The sequence below is a fragment of the Pseudomonas sp. A125 genome, from assembly GCF_055409485.1.
Window position 1 is genome coordinate 105,128 of sequence record NZ_JBUZVP010000005.1, and the last position, 14,574, is coordinate 119,701.

The following is a 14,574-nucleotide window of genomic DNA, read 5'->3' on the forward strand; positions in this document are numbered from 1 at the left end:
TTACTCCGCAGGATTGATGGCTGCCAGCAGGTTCAGCGCCGACGCCGCCGTCGGCCAACCGGAATAAAACGCCAAGTGAGTGATGACTTCGCCCAGCTCATCGACGCTCACTCCGTTGCCCATCGCGCGCTGCAAGTGAAACGGCAATTGCTCCAGGCGATACATCGCCACCAATGCCGCCACAGTGATCAGGCTGCGCTCCCTGGGCGACAGGCCATCACGCTCCCAGATGTCGGCGAACAGCACATCGCGGGTCAGCTCGGTAAATTTGTTGCTCATGGACTCTCGCTCCGACAATTCAGTTGACGGGCAAAAACTAGCAAGCCAGGATCGTTCCGAATATCAGATTTAATGGCACCCACCATCCCGCTTTAATGGACTATCCAATGCGCCGCCCCACCTTCGACCTTGATGTACTGCGTACCTTCGTGACGGGCGTGGAACTGAACAGCTTTGCCAGGGCGGCGGACCGCCTGGGTCGTTCGACCTCGGCCGTCAGCGCGCAATTAAAGAAACTCGAAGAACAGGTCGGCACGCCGGTGCTGAGTAAATCCGGGCGCGGCCTGGCGTTGACACCGGTGGGCGAGGTGCTGCTGAGTCATGCCAGGCGATTGCTCGAACTCAATGACAGCATCTTCAGCAGCCTCCACGAAACCCAAACCGCCGGCACCTTGCGCCTGGGCTTACAGGAGGATTTTGGCGAGCATGTGCTCAGTGACATCCTGCGGCGCTTCGCCAGGCTGTACCCGATGATCAGCCTCGAAGTGCGGATTGGCCGCAACGCCGAACTGCTGGCGCTGATCGACAGCGCCAGCCTGGACCTGGCGCTGACCTGGGAAACTGGCCACGCCAAGTCCAACTCCACGCGCCTGGGGCAAACACCGATGCACTGGATCGGGCCGCGCGACAAGCCACCACTGCCGCGCGCCGAGGATGCGCCGCTGCCACTGGTGATGTTCGAGGCGCCCTGTGTATTGCGCAGCGCGGCCACCGAGGCGCTGGACCGTGCCGGGATTGCCTGGCGCATTGCGTTGACCAGCCCGAGCGTGGGCGGGATCTGGGCGGCGGTCGATGCCGGGTTGGGCGTGACCTTGCGCACCCGCATCGGGTTGCCGGCGCACCTGCGTGTGCTCGACGGGCTGCCGCCGGTGCCGTCCCTTGGCTACGCCCTGCATCGCAGCCATCAGGCGCCGAGCGCGGCAGTCGCTCAGTTGGCGACGCTGATACAGGGCAGCCTGGAACAACCGGCTTTTTAGGCAGGCTCGCAGGCGGCCAGCGTGACGAACAGTTGTCGCCCCAACTTCGCCACCGTCTCCAGATGCTGCTCGGCCGCGCCGCTCTCCGAGTCCAGCAGCAACTCGGACGTCAGCACCTGCGCCCCACAGTAATCAAAGATCCCATGGTCGATTTGCGTGCGCATGGCATTGGCATAGCCGTGGCGTTCAAACACCCCCTCGTCCGCCCCGCCGACGCCCAGCAAGTGAACCTGCAGGTGGCCGAGTTTTTTCACCACTTTGGTTTCCAGGCTGTAGTCAATCGCCCAGCCGTTGACGAACACCCGGTCGACCCAGCCCTTGAGCAAGGCCGGCATTGACCACCAGAAAATCGGGAACACCAGCACCAGTGCATCGGCGCGGTCGAGCCGGGCCTGTTCGGCCAGCACATCGGCCGGCGGCGTGGCCCGGGTGCGGTGCACTTTATGGTCGGCGGCGTTGTAGCGTGGGTCGAAGCCTTCGGCGGCGAGGTCGGCGATTTCGAAGGTATGGCCGGCGGCCGTGATGCCAGCAGCGGCTTGTTTGGCGAGGCTGTGGGTCAGGGACTGTGGGTCGTGGTGAGCAATAACGATCAGGGCGTGCATGGCAGTCACTCCTTCGGGGTAGCGGCGAAAAGGCAAATTGAGTAGGCTTGAGCTAAGTTACCGTTGGTAAGTTACTTTTGGTATATAAGCATGTCAAGCGATCAATCCCCTGCCCCTCGCCGTCGCCTGTCCCGGGATGACCGGCTACGCCAGTTGCTCGACGTGGCCTGGCAACTGGTGCGCGAAGAAGGCACTGACGCCCTGACGCTGGGGCATCTTGCCGAATTGGCCGGTGTTACCAAGCCGGTGGTGTATGACCATTTCGGCACTCGTGCGGGGCTGTTGGCGGCGTTGTATGAAGATTTCGACGCGCGTCAGAACCAGGTATTTTCCACCGCAATCGAGACCAGCGACGCCACCCTGGACGACCGCGCTTGGGTGATCGCTTCGTGTTATGTCGATTGTGTGTTGCTGCAGGGGCGTGAAATACCGGGCGTGATTGCGGCGCTCGCCGGCAGCCCGGAGCTGGAAACCATCAAGCGTGAGTACGACGTGATATTCCTCGGCAAGTGCCGCGATGCCCTCGCCCCCTTTGCCGTGGACGGTGTGATCGGGCAGGCAGGTTTACGTGCAATGTTGGGCGCGGCAGATGCCCTGTCCCATGCCGCCGCCAGCGGGGAAATCAGCCCGTTGGAGGCGCAGGAGGAGCTGTTTGCAAGCATCAAGGCTATGGTCAATCGGGGCCGTCCTTAAAAGAATTAAACACATGAGGGGAATAAACCGGCGCGACGGGTGTTTACCTGAGTACGCCTTGTGAATACAGCACAAGGCCAGTACTCAAACCAAGAAAAACCCCCAGGAGTTCGTCATGTTGAAAAAATTCTCCCTTGCTGCCGCTGTCATGATTGCGTGTGCTTCGACCATGGCCTTCGCCGCCCCTGCCAAAATCGCCGACAGCGCCAAGGGCAAAGTCCTGGTGGATGGCAAGGGCATGACCCTGTACACCTTCGCCAAGGACAGCGCCGGCAAATCCGCCTGCAACGGCCAATGCCTGGCCAACTGGCCGGCCCTGACCGCCTCGGCCGGTGCCAAGGATGCCGACGGCTACACCGTGGTCAGCCGTGACGATGGCAGCAAGCAGTGGGCTTACAAAGGCCAGCCGTTGTACACCTGGGTCAAGGACAGCAAGCCGGGCGACATCACCGGTGACGGCGTTGGCGGCAACTGGAACCTGGCCAAGCCATAACAGGCATACCAATCACAATGTGGGAGCGGGTCCGCTCCCACATTGTGCTGCGTCACCCCAGCCTTGCGTGCACAAACATCCGGGCTTTGTGGGTCATCTGGTCGAAGTGCCGGTCGCGCTGTTTCTCGGCATCGATCATCGCCCGCTTGCCGTGCTTTTGCAGCAGATAGGTGTGGATCTGCCGCACCTCCAGCGAGCTGTAGATCGACGCCACATCCAGCAACCCCATCAAGCCGTCCGTGCTGTAGTCGCGGGTGTTCATCAACACCTGAGTGCCACGCACACCGCGCAGTTGAAAGCCCATGGACTCAAACGCCGGCACCTTCTCCACCGCGCAGGTCAGTTCGGCGTGAGGGTAGCGAGCCAGCATGTCCTGCATCATCGCCCGCGCCACGCCTTTGCGCCGATGGCTGGCGTGCACCGCCATGAAGGCCACGCCGCACGCCTCGGGATCGTCCTTCACCGGCAGGTAAAGCAGGAAGCCAATCACCTGCTCCTGCGCGTCCAGCGCGACGATCAATTCAACCGCAATGCCCTTCGACCCGCCCAGCGCCTCCAGGTACAGGTGCACCTCATAGCCGATCGCATACTGGTACACGTTGTACAGCAGGTTGCTCGGCGCGATGGCGACCATGCTGATGTCGGTCAGGTAGTCGACCACCATCTGCAGGATCTGCGCGTTGATCGGTTCGGGGCATGGTGTTTCGTAACGGGTAAGGCTGAACATTCGAATTCCTGGTGTTTCGTGTCAAGGCTGGGCGGATTGTACCTGTTGAAGGGCCGCAGTAGGCCCGGAGCGAATTACTTCAGTCCTATTGTGGCGAGGGAGCTTGCTCCCGTTGGGCTGCGTAGCAGCCCCAATCAAACACACCGCGTTCTTTCAGCTAGAAACAGGATGCAGGTTTTGGGGCTGCTCCGCAGCCCAGCGGGAGCAAGCTCCCTCGCCACAGGGAGTCGGTGCTTTCCAAATTGGTGAGCCAGGCTCGGCTGTCGGCGTCCAGGCGCGGGTGCCAGAGCATCGACACGGTGAAGTCCGGGAACGCGAACGGCAGCGCAAAGCGGTGGAGGTCGCTGTGCAGGTTGGCGGTATGGCGCTCGGGTACGCTGGCGATCAGGTCGGTGCTGCGGGCCAGCGCCAGGGCGACACATATCTTGACAAGATAAAATCGTTACGACTATTGTCTGACAACCTGATCACCAAGGTTTTCCCATGCTTGAGCTCCAGCGCCCTGATTCGCTCGTTGTGCGCGTTGTCAGCGCCATCCGCGCCGAAATCGATTCTGGCCAACTGGCGCCCGAGGCACGCCTGCCCACCGAACAGCAACTGGCTGAACAGCTCAATGTCAGCCGTTCGGTGGTGCGCGAAGCGATTGCCCAGCTCAAGGCCGACGGCGTACTCACCGCCCGCCGTGGCCTGGGCTCATTTATCTCGCAAACCCCGGCCGGCACTGTATTCCGCTTCCCGGAAAAAAACGGCCGCCGCCCGGACCTGGCGCAGATGTTCGAAGTGCGCCTGTGGATCGAAACCCAGGCCGCCTCGATTGCCGCCCTGCGCCGCGACGCTGCAGACCTGCAGCGCATGAAAAGCGCCCTGCAGGAAATGCACGACAAGCGCGCCGACTTCGAAGCCGCCGCCCTGGCCGATGTGGAATTCCATCGCGCCATCGCCGAGGCCAGCAAGAACGATTATTTCGTGGCCTTTCATGACTTCCTCAGAAGCCAACTGGCCAGCGCCCGCAAGACCGCCTGGGAAAACTCTGCCACACGCTTCGTCAGCGGCTCGGCCGACGCCACCCAGGAACACACCGCGCTGTACCAGGCCATCTTCGACAGTGATGCCCAAGGCGCCGCCGCCTGTGCCGAGGCGCACTTGCGCGCCGCAGCCAGGCGCCTGAACCTGGAATTGCCCGCCATCAACTGACCGATCCAGACCCTTTTGAAGCGTGCCTTGGGTACGCCGTTTTTTTAATAAAACCATTAGTCTGACAACCTGATAAGCAGACTGAAATGCGTAGGTACTTAAAACAATGATTTATGACTTTTGCATCATCGGCGGCGGCATCGTCGGCCTGGCCACTGCGATGGAGTTGCTCAAGCGCCAGCCCAACGCCTCTTTGGTGATTTTGGAAAAGGAAAGCCTGCTGGCCAAGCACCAGACCGGCCACAACAGCGGGGTAATCCATGCCGGCATCTATTACGCGCCGGGCAGCCTCAAGGCCGATTTGTGCAAGCGCGGCGCCGAAGCCACCAAGCAGTTCTGCACCGAGCACGGCATCAAGTTCGAGGTGTGTGGCAAGCTGCTGGTGGCCTCCACGCCGCTGGAAGTGCAGCGGATGGAAGCGCTCTACGCCCGCTCGCAGCTCAACGGGATGAAGGTCGAACGCCTGGACGCCGACCAGTTGCGCCAGCGCGAACCGAACATCGTCGGGCTGGGCGGGCTGTTTCTCGACACCACCGGCATCGTCGATTACCGCGAAGTCTGCGAAACCATGGCCCGGGTGATCCGCCGCGCCGGCGGGGAAATCTGCCTGGAACGCACCGTCACCGCGATCGTCGAGGACACCGACAAAGTCACCGTCAGCACCCGTGGCGAAAGCTGGCAGGCCAAACACCTGGTGGTGTGCGCCGGCTTGCAATCGGACCGCCTGGCGGTGATGGCCGGGGTAAAGATCGACCACCAGATCATCCCGTTTCGCGGCGAATACTTCCGCCTGCCAGCATCGAAAAACAACCTCGTCAACCACCTGATCTACCCGATTCCCGACCCGGAGCTGCCGTTTCTCGGTGTGCACCTGACCCGCATGATCGACGGCAGCGTCACCGTCGGCCCCAACGCCGTACTGGGCCTTGGCCGCGAAAACTATCGCAAGTTTTCGGTGAACTGGCGCGACGTGGCGCAGTACGCAAGCTTCCCGGGCTTCTGGAAAACCATCTGGCAGAACCTCGGCTCCGGCAGCGTCGAGATGAAGAATTCACTGTTCAAGTCCGGCTACCTGGCGCAATGCCGCAAGTACTGCCCATCGCTGAACATCGAAGACCTGCTGCCCTATGAAGCCGGCATCCGCGCCCAGGCCGTGATGCGCGACGGCACCCTGGTGCACGACTTCCTCTTCGCCCAGACCCCGCGAATGCTCCACGTGTGCAATGCGCCTTCACCCGCTGCCACCTCCGCGATTCCTATCGGCGCGATGATCGCCGACCGCATGTTCACGCCCGCCTGACACACCGCAATACGCCTCACTTTGACAATAAATATAATGACCAGGAAGGAACTCCAGAATGACGGCAACAGCCCGCACCCCAGACACCGAAACGCCCGAACAAACCAGCAAACGCCTGCGCAAAGTCGCGGCCGCAACCATCTTCGGCTCGATGCTGGAGTGGTATGACTTTTATCTGTACGCCACCATGGCGGCGATTGTGTTCTCGAAGATCTTCTTCGATAACAGCGACCCGAAAGCCGCGACGCTGATGGCGTTTTCCACCTTTGCCATCGGCTTTATCGCACGCCCGTTTGGCGGCATCCTGTTTGGCTACCTGGGCGACAAATTCGGGCGTAAACAAGTGCTGGTGCTGACCTTCTGCATGATGGGCGTGTGCACCACCCTGATCGGGCTGATCCCCAGCTACGCCTCCATCGGCATCTGGGCGCCAATCGTGCTGGTGTTTATCCGCATCATCCAGGGCCTGGGCGCCGGGGCCGAATTGTCCGGCGCGGCGGTCACCTCCTACGAGCACGCCAGCGAAGGCAAACGTGGCAGCCAGGGTGCATGGCCGGCGCTGGGGCTGAACCTGGGCTTGTTGCTGTCGTCGCTGACCGTGTACCTGCTGACCATCAACGGCAATGAATTCCTGCTGGCCGGCGGCTGGCGGATTCCGTTCATTTGCAGCATCGCCCTGGTGGGTGTAGGCCTGTGGGTACGCAACAGCATTCCGGAAACCCCGGAGTTCAAGGAACTGAGCAAGGAAACCGCGAAAGCCCAGGCCTCGCCGCTCAAGGCGCTGTTCAAGAACGACCTCAAGGGACTCGCGGTGGTGTTTTTCGTGGCGATTGGCTACAACGCTCTGAGCTACATCTTCAAGACTTTTTCCCTGGCGTACCTGACCCAGTTCAAGGGCGTTGATGTGCACGTCACCTCGCTGTCGGTAACCATCGCCAGCCTGATCGCCATCGTCGCCGTGCCGTGCTTCGGCTGGCTGTGCGACAAGTGGAGCAGCAAGACCGTGCTGATGCTCGGGGGCCTGTTCTCGCTGCTGTTTGCCTACCCGTTCCTCGCGCTGCTCAATACCGGCGAGAGCCTGATGATCTATGTCGCCATCGGGGTGGGCACCGGCATCCTCGCGCCCATGATGTTTGCCCCGCAGGGTTCGTTCCTGAGCCGCCAATTCCCGACTCAAACCCGCTCCTCGGGTTTTGGCACCGGGCGCGAAATCGGCACCGCGATCGCAGGTGGCCTGGCGCCATTAGGGGCGTTGTCGATGGTCGCTGCGTCAGCCACTCACTCCACTGATGGCGTTGTGATAATCCTTGCGATCTCGTCCCTGCTGGTGGTGGTGTTCGCCTTGTGTGACCAGGGCCGTAAACACTCGGCATTCAAGAACTGAGGCAAAAAGTTCGGACCAACGGGTGCATGGATGCCCCTTCATCGCGCATCATGGGCACTTTCAAGCTCAAGGGAAACGTCCATGCGCGTTCTGTCATTGATGATGGGTCTTACGACGCTGGCCGCCAGTCTGGTGTTTAGCGCCCAGGCGCAGGCGGGTGAAGAAAGCCTGTTGGTCGACTCGATCAATCAATACCGCAGCCAGGTCCAGCGCTGCGGCAACCAGGGTTCCCAGGAGTTGCCGCCCCTGGCCAGCGACTCGCGGCTGGTGTTGCCGGTCAACAGTGTCGGCGACTTGCAGCAGGCGCTGGCGCGGGCGGCGTACCCGATGGTCAACGTGCAGGCCATCAGCCTGAGCGGGCCCAAGAATGCCGAGGCCGCGATGAAAGCGGTGCGCGAAAGTTTTTGCCGGGTGGTGCTCGACCCGCAATTTATCGATATCGGCGTGAGCAACAGCGGCCAGGACTGGCGTATTGTGCTGGCCCGCCCGCTGCTGACCAGCGGCCTGGGTGAAACCCAGACCGAAGGCAGGAAGGTACTCGACATCATCAACGCCGCCCGCCAACAACCGCGGCAGTGTGGCGTCCAGGCGTTTGCTGCCACCACGCCCCTGAGCTGGAACGAAGAACTCGCCAGCGCCGCCGCCGGCCACGCCCGCAACATGGCCAACGGCAACTTCTTCGATCACCTGGACCATGACGGCCGCACCCCGGGCGACCGGGCAGAACTGGCAGGCTACATCGGCCAGCAGATCGGCGAAAACATCGCCGCCGGCATGGACACCCCACGCAAGGTGGTCGACGGCTGGCTCGCCAGCCCCGGGCACTGCGCCAACCTGATGAACCCGCAGTTCCGCGAAATGGGCGCCGCCTATGCCATGGACCCGAAGAGTGACGCGGGCATCTACTGGACCGGGTTATTTGGCGCGCAGCAGTAGCGGTGTGTATCCCAGGGTATCCTCGCAGCGGTTCGACACACTGCGAGGCGTTGCGCCCCCGGGAGTGAAACATTACGGATACGCCAGCACGGTTTCCTGTGCACACCGGCCCACCCCGAGGCCACTTATCAGGAAACCGTCATGTCCCAGAACAGCACCGTGCTCTACACCGGCAAGACCCACACCACTGGCGGGCGTGAAGGCGCGTCCCACAGCGATGACCTGCAACTGGACATCAAGCTGGCGCCGCCAGGCTCCAGGGCTGCGGGCACCAATCCCGAGCAGTTGTTCGGTGCCGGCTGGTCCGCCTGCTTTATCGGCGCGATGGGCAAGGCCGCGCAAACCCTTCAGGTTCGCCTGCCGGCTGGCACAGCGGTGAACGCCGAGGTAGACCTGCTGCACAGCCCGGAACATGGCTACTCCCTGCAAGCCCGCCTGCGCGTCAGCCTGCCGGGTATCGAACACTCGGTCGCCCAGGCGCTGGTCGACCTGGCCCACCAGACCTGCCCGTATTCGAAGGCAACCCGCGGCAATATTGATGTACTGATTACCCTGATCTAAAGCGCAACATGGTATTCAAGTTGGTAGCCGGCTTTTTGTGGGCGCACGCCTGCTCGCCTATTTTTGGCCGGCGCGAAGCGTGATTATTGGCGCAGACATTAAAATGCCATCTAGTCGATAATCCTGCTGAACTGGCTGAATCCAGGGGTGTCTGTACGTTGGCACCCCTACTTCAGCAACCCGTGGCAAAAAGGCGCGCACCGAATGACAAACTGGCTGCAAGGCGGCGGCGAAATGGCCGAACGGTTCCGGCATCACGACTGGGCCACCACGCCACTTGGGCCGCTGGACCACTGGCCGGATGTGCTCAAGACCACCGTTGCGCTGTGCCTCGCCTCAAGCTTTCCCCAGGCAATCGTCTGGGGGCCTTCGCTGGTCACCCTGTACAACGACGGGTTTATGCCGATTCTTGGCAACAAGCCCGACGCACTCGGGCGGCCTTTCAGCGAGATCTGGCAGGAAGCCTGGGCCCAAATCAGCCCCATCGCCGACGCAGCCTTTGCCGGTGAAGCCACCTTCATCGAAAACTTCCCGTTGATCGTCGAACGCGGCGGTGCACCGGAGCAGGCATATTTCACCTTTTGCTACAGCCCGATTCGCGATGTGCAAGGTACCGTGGTCGGCATGCTCGACACCGTGACCGAAACCACCGCCACCGTCGTCCTGTCCCGGCGCCTGGCCGAGCTGAATGCAACCCTGGAGCAGCGGGTCGACGAAAGGAGCACCCTGCTGGCCCAGACCGAAGCGGCGTTGCGCCAATCACAAAAACTCGAAGCCATTGGCCAGTTGACCGGTGGAGTGGCTCACGACTTCAATAATCTGCTGACCATCATTCGCTCGTCCGTGGATTTTCTGCGCATGCCGAGCCTGTCCGAAGAACGTCGCCAGCGGTACATGAGCGCCGTCACCGACACCGTGGAACGGGCAGGCAAATTGACCAGCCAGTTGCTCGCCTTTGCTCGGCGCCAGCCGCTGAACCCGCAAGTATTCGACGCATGCCTGCGGGTAAAAAATATTGGCGAGATGCTCGAGACGGTCACGGGCGCGCGGATTCAGGTGCGGGTCGAACTGCCCGGGCAACCGTGTTACATCCGTGCCGACTCCAGCCAGTTTGAAACCGCCCTGATCAACATCGCCCTTAATGCCCGGGACGCCATGAACGGCCAAGGCACCCTCACCCTGCGCCTGGACGCCGACCAACCGCTGCCGCGCATCCGGGGCGATGCTGGCTCGCGCCAGGCGTTCATCGCGATTGCACTGACCGACACCGGCAGCGGTATTCCCGGTGAATCTTTCGAGCGCATCTTCGAACCGTTTTTTACCACCAAGGACGTCGGCAAGGGCACCGGCCTGGGCTTGTCCCAAGTGTTCGGTTTCGTCAAGCAATCGGGCGGCAACGTTGATGTCGCGAGCAGGGTCGACCAAGGCACGGTGTTTACCCTGTACCTGCCGCAAGTGGCGCCCGAAGAGGGTTCCGAGCGCGGCACCGAGGCGGCTGGCGGGCTGATCGCGGAAGACGCCCAGCGCCATATCCTGGTGGTGGAAGACAACCTGGAAGTAGGCCGCTTTGCCAATCAGATCCTCCAGGACCTGGGCTACCAGACCACCTGGGCAACCCATGGCGAACAAGCGCTGGCGCTGGCCGGCGAGGATGCTATGGCGTTCGACGCGGTATTTTCCGATGTGGTGATGCCCGGCATCAGCGGCGTGGCACTGGCCAGGGAATTGCGCCGGCGCAGGCCCGACTTGCCGGTAGTCCTGACCTCGGGTTACAGCGAGGAACTGGCCGAAAGCGGCTATGAAGGCCTGGCGTTCCTGCCCAAACCCTACTCGGCCGACCAGGTTTCACAGGTGCTGGCCAAGGCGCTGCTCAAGGGCTGAAGCTACTCGGCCACCGCCACCTGGTTGCGCCCCAGGGCCTTTGCCCGGTAAAGCGCCTTGTCTGCCGTGTTCATCAGCCCGTGCAAGTCTTGATCCACAGCCCGGGCCCAGGCCACCCCGAGGCTGGCGGTAAGCCCATGCACCGGCTCGCTGGTCAGCCCGGCGATGGCCTTGATCAACTGCTCGGCGATGTCGCGCCCGGTCTCCAGCGAGGTGTCCGGCAACAGCACCGCAAACTCTTCGCCGCCCAACCGGCCATAGACATCGGCCTGGCGAAACGACGCGCTGATCACCCCGCCAATTTGCCGCAGCACCTGGTCGCCGGCCTGGTGGCCGTAGGTGTCGTTGATGTTTTTGAAGTGGTCCATGTCCATCATCAGCGCGCATAAGGGTTGCTGGTGCTGCCGGCATTGCTCGTACAGCAACTGCGCATGTTCAAAAAACGCCCGGCGATTCATCAGGCCGGTGAGTTCGTCGGTTTGTGCGGCGCGGGTGGAGATATTGTGGGCGCGTTCCATTTGCCGGGTCAGGCGAAAGGCTTTCTCCAAGGCATCGGAGAGTTTGCGCGTGGCGCCGCCTACAAAGGAAGAAAACACCAGCACCGCCAGCCCCATGCCCACTTGCATCGAGGACGGTTGAAACAGCAGCCACACCGTACACGGCAGCAGTACCAGGGCCATGGACACCAGCGTCATGTAGCGATAGGCCGAATAACACGAGACCGCGCTGACGGACATGCCCACGGTAAACAGCATCACCAAAGCCTGGGACAGTCGGTCGTCAGTCGGTATCAGCGCCAGTGCGCCTGCGCCCCATACCCCGGCAGACAGCATCAGCGTGATCCAGTAGCGCCGTTCCCAGCGGGCGGGAGTGCGCTCATGGTTGGGGCAGCGAAACCAGGCCATAAACATCGATACACGCAACAGTGACGTGCCGGCCAACACCACCAGCCAGACCATTATTACCGTGTGGTCAAACCGTTCCCAGCACAGCCAGCACAGCATGGCGGCCGCCATATAACTGCCGAAAACCGCAGAGAATGACTGTCGAAATAGCTGATGCAACCGATCTGTTCGTACCTGCTCCTCGATGAAGCAATCCTGGTCCTGCCCACGCCCAAGGCCATTCATTTGGTCCGCCTGATCATACTGCCGCGACAAAGTGCCATTGTGGCATCCTGCCAGTAGCCCTAACAACTGAATCAAGCGTGCCAGAGCGCCGAAAGCAGGATAAATATAGGTGAACACCTTCTCTCGCGCTCCAGGGATCAGAGCCTACTCATGAATACCCACCCAATAACCACCCAACGCCTGGTTCTCAGGCCCCCGACGGTGAACGATGCAGCGAGTGTGTTCGCCATCTATGGCGACCCCGAGACCAATCGCTACAACCCGGCGGGCCCACTGGCCAACCTCCCTCAAGCCAAAGCCGCCCTTGCCCGCTGGCTCAAGCATTGGGCAGACCATGGTTTTGGCCAATGGGCAATTGCGACCCAAGAGGCGCCGGAATGCGTAATCGGCTTTGGCGGCATCACGTTGTACCACTACGGCACGGTGGAGCGAATCAACCTGGGCTACCGTTTCGCCGTCAGCGCCTGGGGCCAGGGATTTGCCACAGAGCTTGCCAGGGCGGCATTGCAATTTGGCTTTGTCGAACTGGGCCAGCCAACCGTCTACGGCGTGGTTCGACCGGCGCATGCAGCCTCGATCAAAGTGCTGGAAAAAATCGGCATGCAGCGTATCGATGAATTGGACGATGTACCCGGGCAGGCACCCAGCCTGGTGTACAGGGCCACGCGGATCCCCTGAGCTGTGTATCGCAGTGTGTCCAGCCCGCCCTGGGATACAAACGCTTTAACCCGGCGGTTTTCTCGAAACAGGCCAGATACACAACGGCGTTCAACTGTGGGCACGCACACTACCCGCCGCTGGAGACTCGCCATGCACACTGCGTTGAACACACCACCGCGCTTCAAGCCCCGCCGCCTGATGGGCGCTTCGCTGCTGGCCTTCGCGTTTTTGCAGTGCGGGGCCCTCGGTGTTGCCAGCGCACAAACCCTTCAAGCGCCAACGGCTGCCAGCGCCAGCACCGAAACGGCGTTTGGCCCGTTGAAACACGTAAACGCGGGGTTGCTGAATGTAGCCTACGCCGAAGTCGGCCCGGCCGATGGCCCGGTGGTGATCCTGCTGCACGGTTGGCCCTACGACATTGACAGCTACGCGCAGGTTGCCCCTTTGCTGGCCGCCCAAGGCTACCGCGTGCTGGTGCCCTATGCCCGGGGCTACGGCGACACCCGTTTCCGGTCGGCCAAGACCCTGCGCAACGGCCAGCCGGCCGCCCTTGCCGTCGACCTGATCAACTTCATGGACGCCCTCAACATCAAACACGCCGTGCTCGGCGGCTACGACTGGGGCGCACTCACCGCCGACATTGTATCGGCGCTCTGGCCAGAGCGGGTCAAGGCGCTGGTGTCGGTCAGTGGCTACCTGATCGGCAACCAGGCGGCCGGTAAAAACCCGCTGCCACCCAAGGCCGAATTGCAATGGTGGTACCAGTTCTACTTTGCCACCGATCGCGGCGCTGCCGGCTACGCGCAAAACACCCACGACTTCGCCAAGCTGATCTGGCAGCTCGCCTCGCCGAAATGGGCGTTTGACGACGCCACCTTCGACCGCAGCGCCAAAGGCCTGGACAACCCCGACCACGTCGCCGTGTCGATCTTCAACTACCGCTGGCGCCTGGGCCTGGTCCAGGGCGAGAAGCAATATGCAGCGCTGGAACAAAAACTCGCCACCGCCCCGTCTATCGGCGTGCCCACCATCACTATGGAAGGCGACGCCAACGGCGCGCCGCACCCGGCAGCGCAGGACTACGCCAAGCGCTTCACCGGCAAGTACGAATACCGGCTGATCAGCGGCGGCATCGGCCACAACCTGCCGCAGGAAGCACCGCAAGCCTTTGCCAAGGCTGTGATTGATGCGGACCACCTGTGATGAAGCGCCTGGACCTAGCTGCACTCGTCGCTGCAACAGCCGCCATTGTGGCCACGGCTACCGGGTTCGCCTTTGGCGGCGCGCCCACCCGCGAGCCGTCACCGATCTACGGCGTGACCATTCCCGATGGCTACCGCCAATGGGAGCTGATCGCGCCGGCCCAGGAAGCCGACCCGCTGAACGAACTGCGAGTGGTGCTGGGCAATAAAGTGGCGCTCAAGGCTTACCGCGACGGCACGCTGCCGTTCCCTGACGGCACCGTGCTGGCTAAACTGGCCTGGAAACATGTGCAATCGCCGGAGTTCAAGACCGCCTCGATTCCCGGCGCGGCCACCACTGTGCAGTTCATGGTCAAGGACTCGCAGAAATATGCAGCGACCGGAGGCTGGGGTTTTGGACGGTTCATCAACGGCAAGCCGGTGGACCAGGCGCAGCATGAGACATGCTTTGCCTGCCATCAGGCGTTGGTGAAGAACCACGATTACGTGTTCACCCGGCTGGCGCCTTAGCGCAATAGCCCGTTTCAACAACAAACGCCGCGGCAACCGGACATC

At 62.0% G+C, this 14,574-nt stretch carries 16 protein-coding genes and 1 pseudogene; 12 read left to right on the plus strand and 5 right to left on the minus strand.

Translation table 11 applies throughout. The features are described from left to right. A complete protein-coding gene (locus ACZRN6_RS08800; protein WP_464007731.1) occupies positions 1–279 on the minus strand; it encodes a carboxymuconolactone decarboxylase family protein in 279 nt (92 codons plus the stop codon). 107 nt (positions 280–386) lie between these two features. On the opposite strand from ACZRN6_RS08800, the gene ACZRN6_RS08805 reads away from it, so the two are divergent. After that, positions 387–1,256 carry a LysR substrate-binding domain-containing protein gene (locus ACZRN6_RS08805; RefSeq protein WP_464007732.1) on the plus strand — a complete coding sequence of 290 codons (870 nt, stop codon included), beginning with the start codon at positions 387–389 and terminating at the stop codon, positions 1,254–1,256. Here the strand turns inward: ACZRN6_RS08805 and ACZRN6_RS08810 are convergent. After that, entirely contained in the window at positions 1,253–1,858 is a 606-nt protein-coding gene (locus ACZRN6_RS08810) for an NAD(P)H-dependent oxidoreductase (RefSeq protein WP_464007733.1), read from the minus strand. The two genes, ACZRN6_RS08805 and ACZRN6_RS08810, sit on opposite strands and share 4 nt — an antisense overlap. 90 nt (positions 1,859–1,948) lie before the next feature. Here ACZRN6_RS08810 and ACZRN6_RS08815 point away from each other — a divergent pair, with 90 nt between their 5' ends. Beyond that, a complete protein-coding gene (locus ACZRN6_RS08815; protein WP_464007734.1) occupies positions 1,949–2,551 on the plus strand; it encodes a TetR/AcrR family transcriptional regulator in 603 nt (200 codons plus the stop codon). A 115-nt stretch (positions 2,552–2,666) separates the two neighbouring features. Next, positions 2,667–3,044, plus strand: a complete 378-nt coding sequence (locus ACZRN6_RS08820) for a COG4315 family predicted lipoprotein (RefSeq protein ID WP_322145431.1) — start codon at positions 2,667–2,669, stop codon at positions 3,042–3,044. A gap of 52 nt (positions 3,045–3,096) precedes the next feature. Here the strand turns inward: ACZRN6_RS08820 and ACZRN6_RS08825 are convergent, their stop codons facing one another. Both ACZRN6_RS08825 and ACZRN6_RS08830 read right to left on the minus strand, forming a co-directional pair. Further along, on the minus strand, positions 3,097–3,771 hold the full coding sequence (locus ACZRN6_RS08825) for a GNAT family N-acetyltransferase (protein WP_464007735.1): 675 nt from the start codon (positions 3,769–3,771) through the stop codon (positions 3,097–3,099). A gap of 157 nt (positions 3,772–3,928) precedes the next feature. Further along, positions 3,929–4,186: pseudogene (locus ACZRN6_RS08830) on the minus strand (hypothetical protein); the annotation flags it as partial. Positions 4,187–4,254: 68 nt separating this feature from the next. Here ACZRN6_RS08830 and ACZRN6_RS08835 point away from each other — a divergent pair. The 6 genes from ACZRN6_RS08835 to ACZRN6_RS08860 all read left to right on the plus strand — a co-directional run bounded on the left by ACZRN6_RS08835 (position 4,255) and on the right by ACZRN6_RS08860 (position 11,027). Continuing rightward, positions 4,255–4,965 carry a FadR/GntR family transcriptional regulator gene (locus ACZRN6_RS08835; protein ID WP_464007736.1) on the plus strand — a complete coding sequence of 237 codons (711 nt, stop codon included), beginning with the start codon at positions 4,255–4,257 and terminating at the stop codon, positions 4,963–4,965. A gap of 106 nt (positions 4,966–5,071) precedes the next feature. After that, positions 5,072–6,265: an L-2-hydroxyglutarate oxidase gene (gene lhgO / locus ACZRN6_RS08840; protein ID WP_322145434.1), complete on the plus strand. Its 1,194-nt coding sequence runs from the start codon at positions 5,072–5,074 to the stop codon at positions 6,263–6,265. A gap of 58 nt (positions 6,266–6,323) precedes the next feature. Beyond that, entirely contained in the window at positions 6,324–7,649 is a 1,326-nt protein-coding gene (locus ACZRN6_RS08845) for an MFS transporter (protein WP_322145435.1), read from the plus strand. A gap of 81 nt (positions 7,650–7,730) precedes the next feature. Next, positions 7,731–8,585, plus strand: coding sequence for a CAP domain-containing protein (locus ACZRN6_RS08850; protein WP_322145436.1), 855 nt, complete (start codon positions 7,731–7,733; stop codon positions 8,583–8,585). A 141-nt stretch (positions 8,586–8,726) separates the two neighbouring features. Then, positions 8,727–9,146, plus strand: a complete 420-nt coding sequence (locus ACZRN6_RS08855) for an organic hydroperoxide resistance protein (protein ID WP_322145437.1) — start codon at positions 8,727–8,729, stop codon at positions 9,144–9,146. A gap of 204 nt (positions 9,147–9,350) precedes the next feature. Beyond that, a complete protein-coding gene (locus ACZRN6_RS08860) occupies positions 9,351–11,027 on the plus strand; it encodes an ATP-binding protein (protein WP_464007737.1) in 1,677 nt (558 codons plus the stop codon). Positions 11,028–11,029: 2 nt separating this feature from the next. On the opposite strand, the gene ACZRN6_RS08865 is transcribed toward ACZRN6_RS08860, so the two are convergent. Then, the gene (locus ACZRN6_RS08865) at positions 11,030–12,157 is read right to left on the minus strand and encodes a GGDEF domain-containing protein (protein ID WP_322145439.1); all 1,128 of its coding nucleotides are present in this window, start codon (positions 12,155–12,157) and stop codon (positions 11,030–11,032) included. 150 nt (positions 12,158–12,307) lie between these two features. Here ACZRN6_RS08865 and ACZRN6_RS08870 point away from each other — a divergent pair, with 150 nt between their 5' ends. From ACZRN6_RS08870 to ACZRN6_RS08880, 3 genes are all read left to right on the plus strand, one after another. Further along, complete coding sequence (locus ACZRN6_RS08870; RefSeq protein WP_322145440.1) at positions 12,308–12,835, plus strand: GNAT family N-acetyltransferase; 528 nt, start codon at positions 12,308–12,310, stop codon at positions 12,833–12,835. 132 nt (positions 12,836–12,967) lie between these two features. Then, positions 12,968–14,020, plus strand: coding sequence for an alpha/beta fold hydrolase (locus tag ACZRN6_RS08875; protein ID WP_464007738.1), 1,053 nt, complete (start codon positions 12,968–12,970; stop codon positions 14,018–14,020). Continuing rightward, positions 14,020–14,529, plus strand: a complete 510-nt coding sequence (locus tag ACZRN6_RS08880; protein WP_464007739.1) for a cytochrome P460 family protein — start codon at positions 14,020–14,022, stop codon at positions 14,527–14,529. Before ACZRN6_RS08875 ends, ACZRN6_RS08880 begins: the two co-directional genes overlap by 1 nt. Positions 14,530–14,574: the final 45 nt, after the last annotated feature.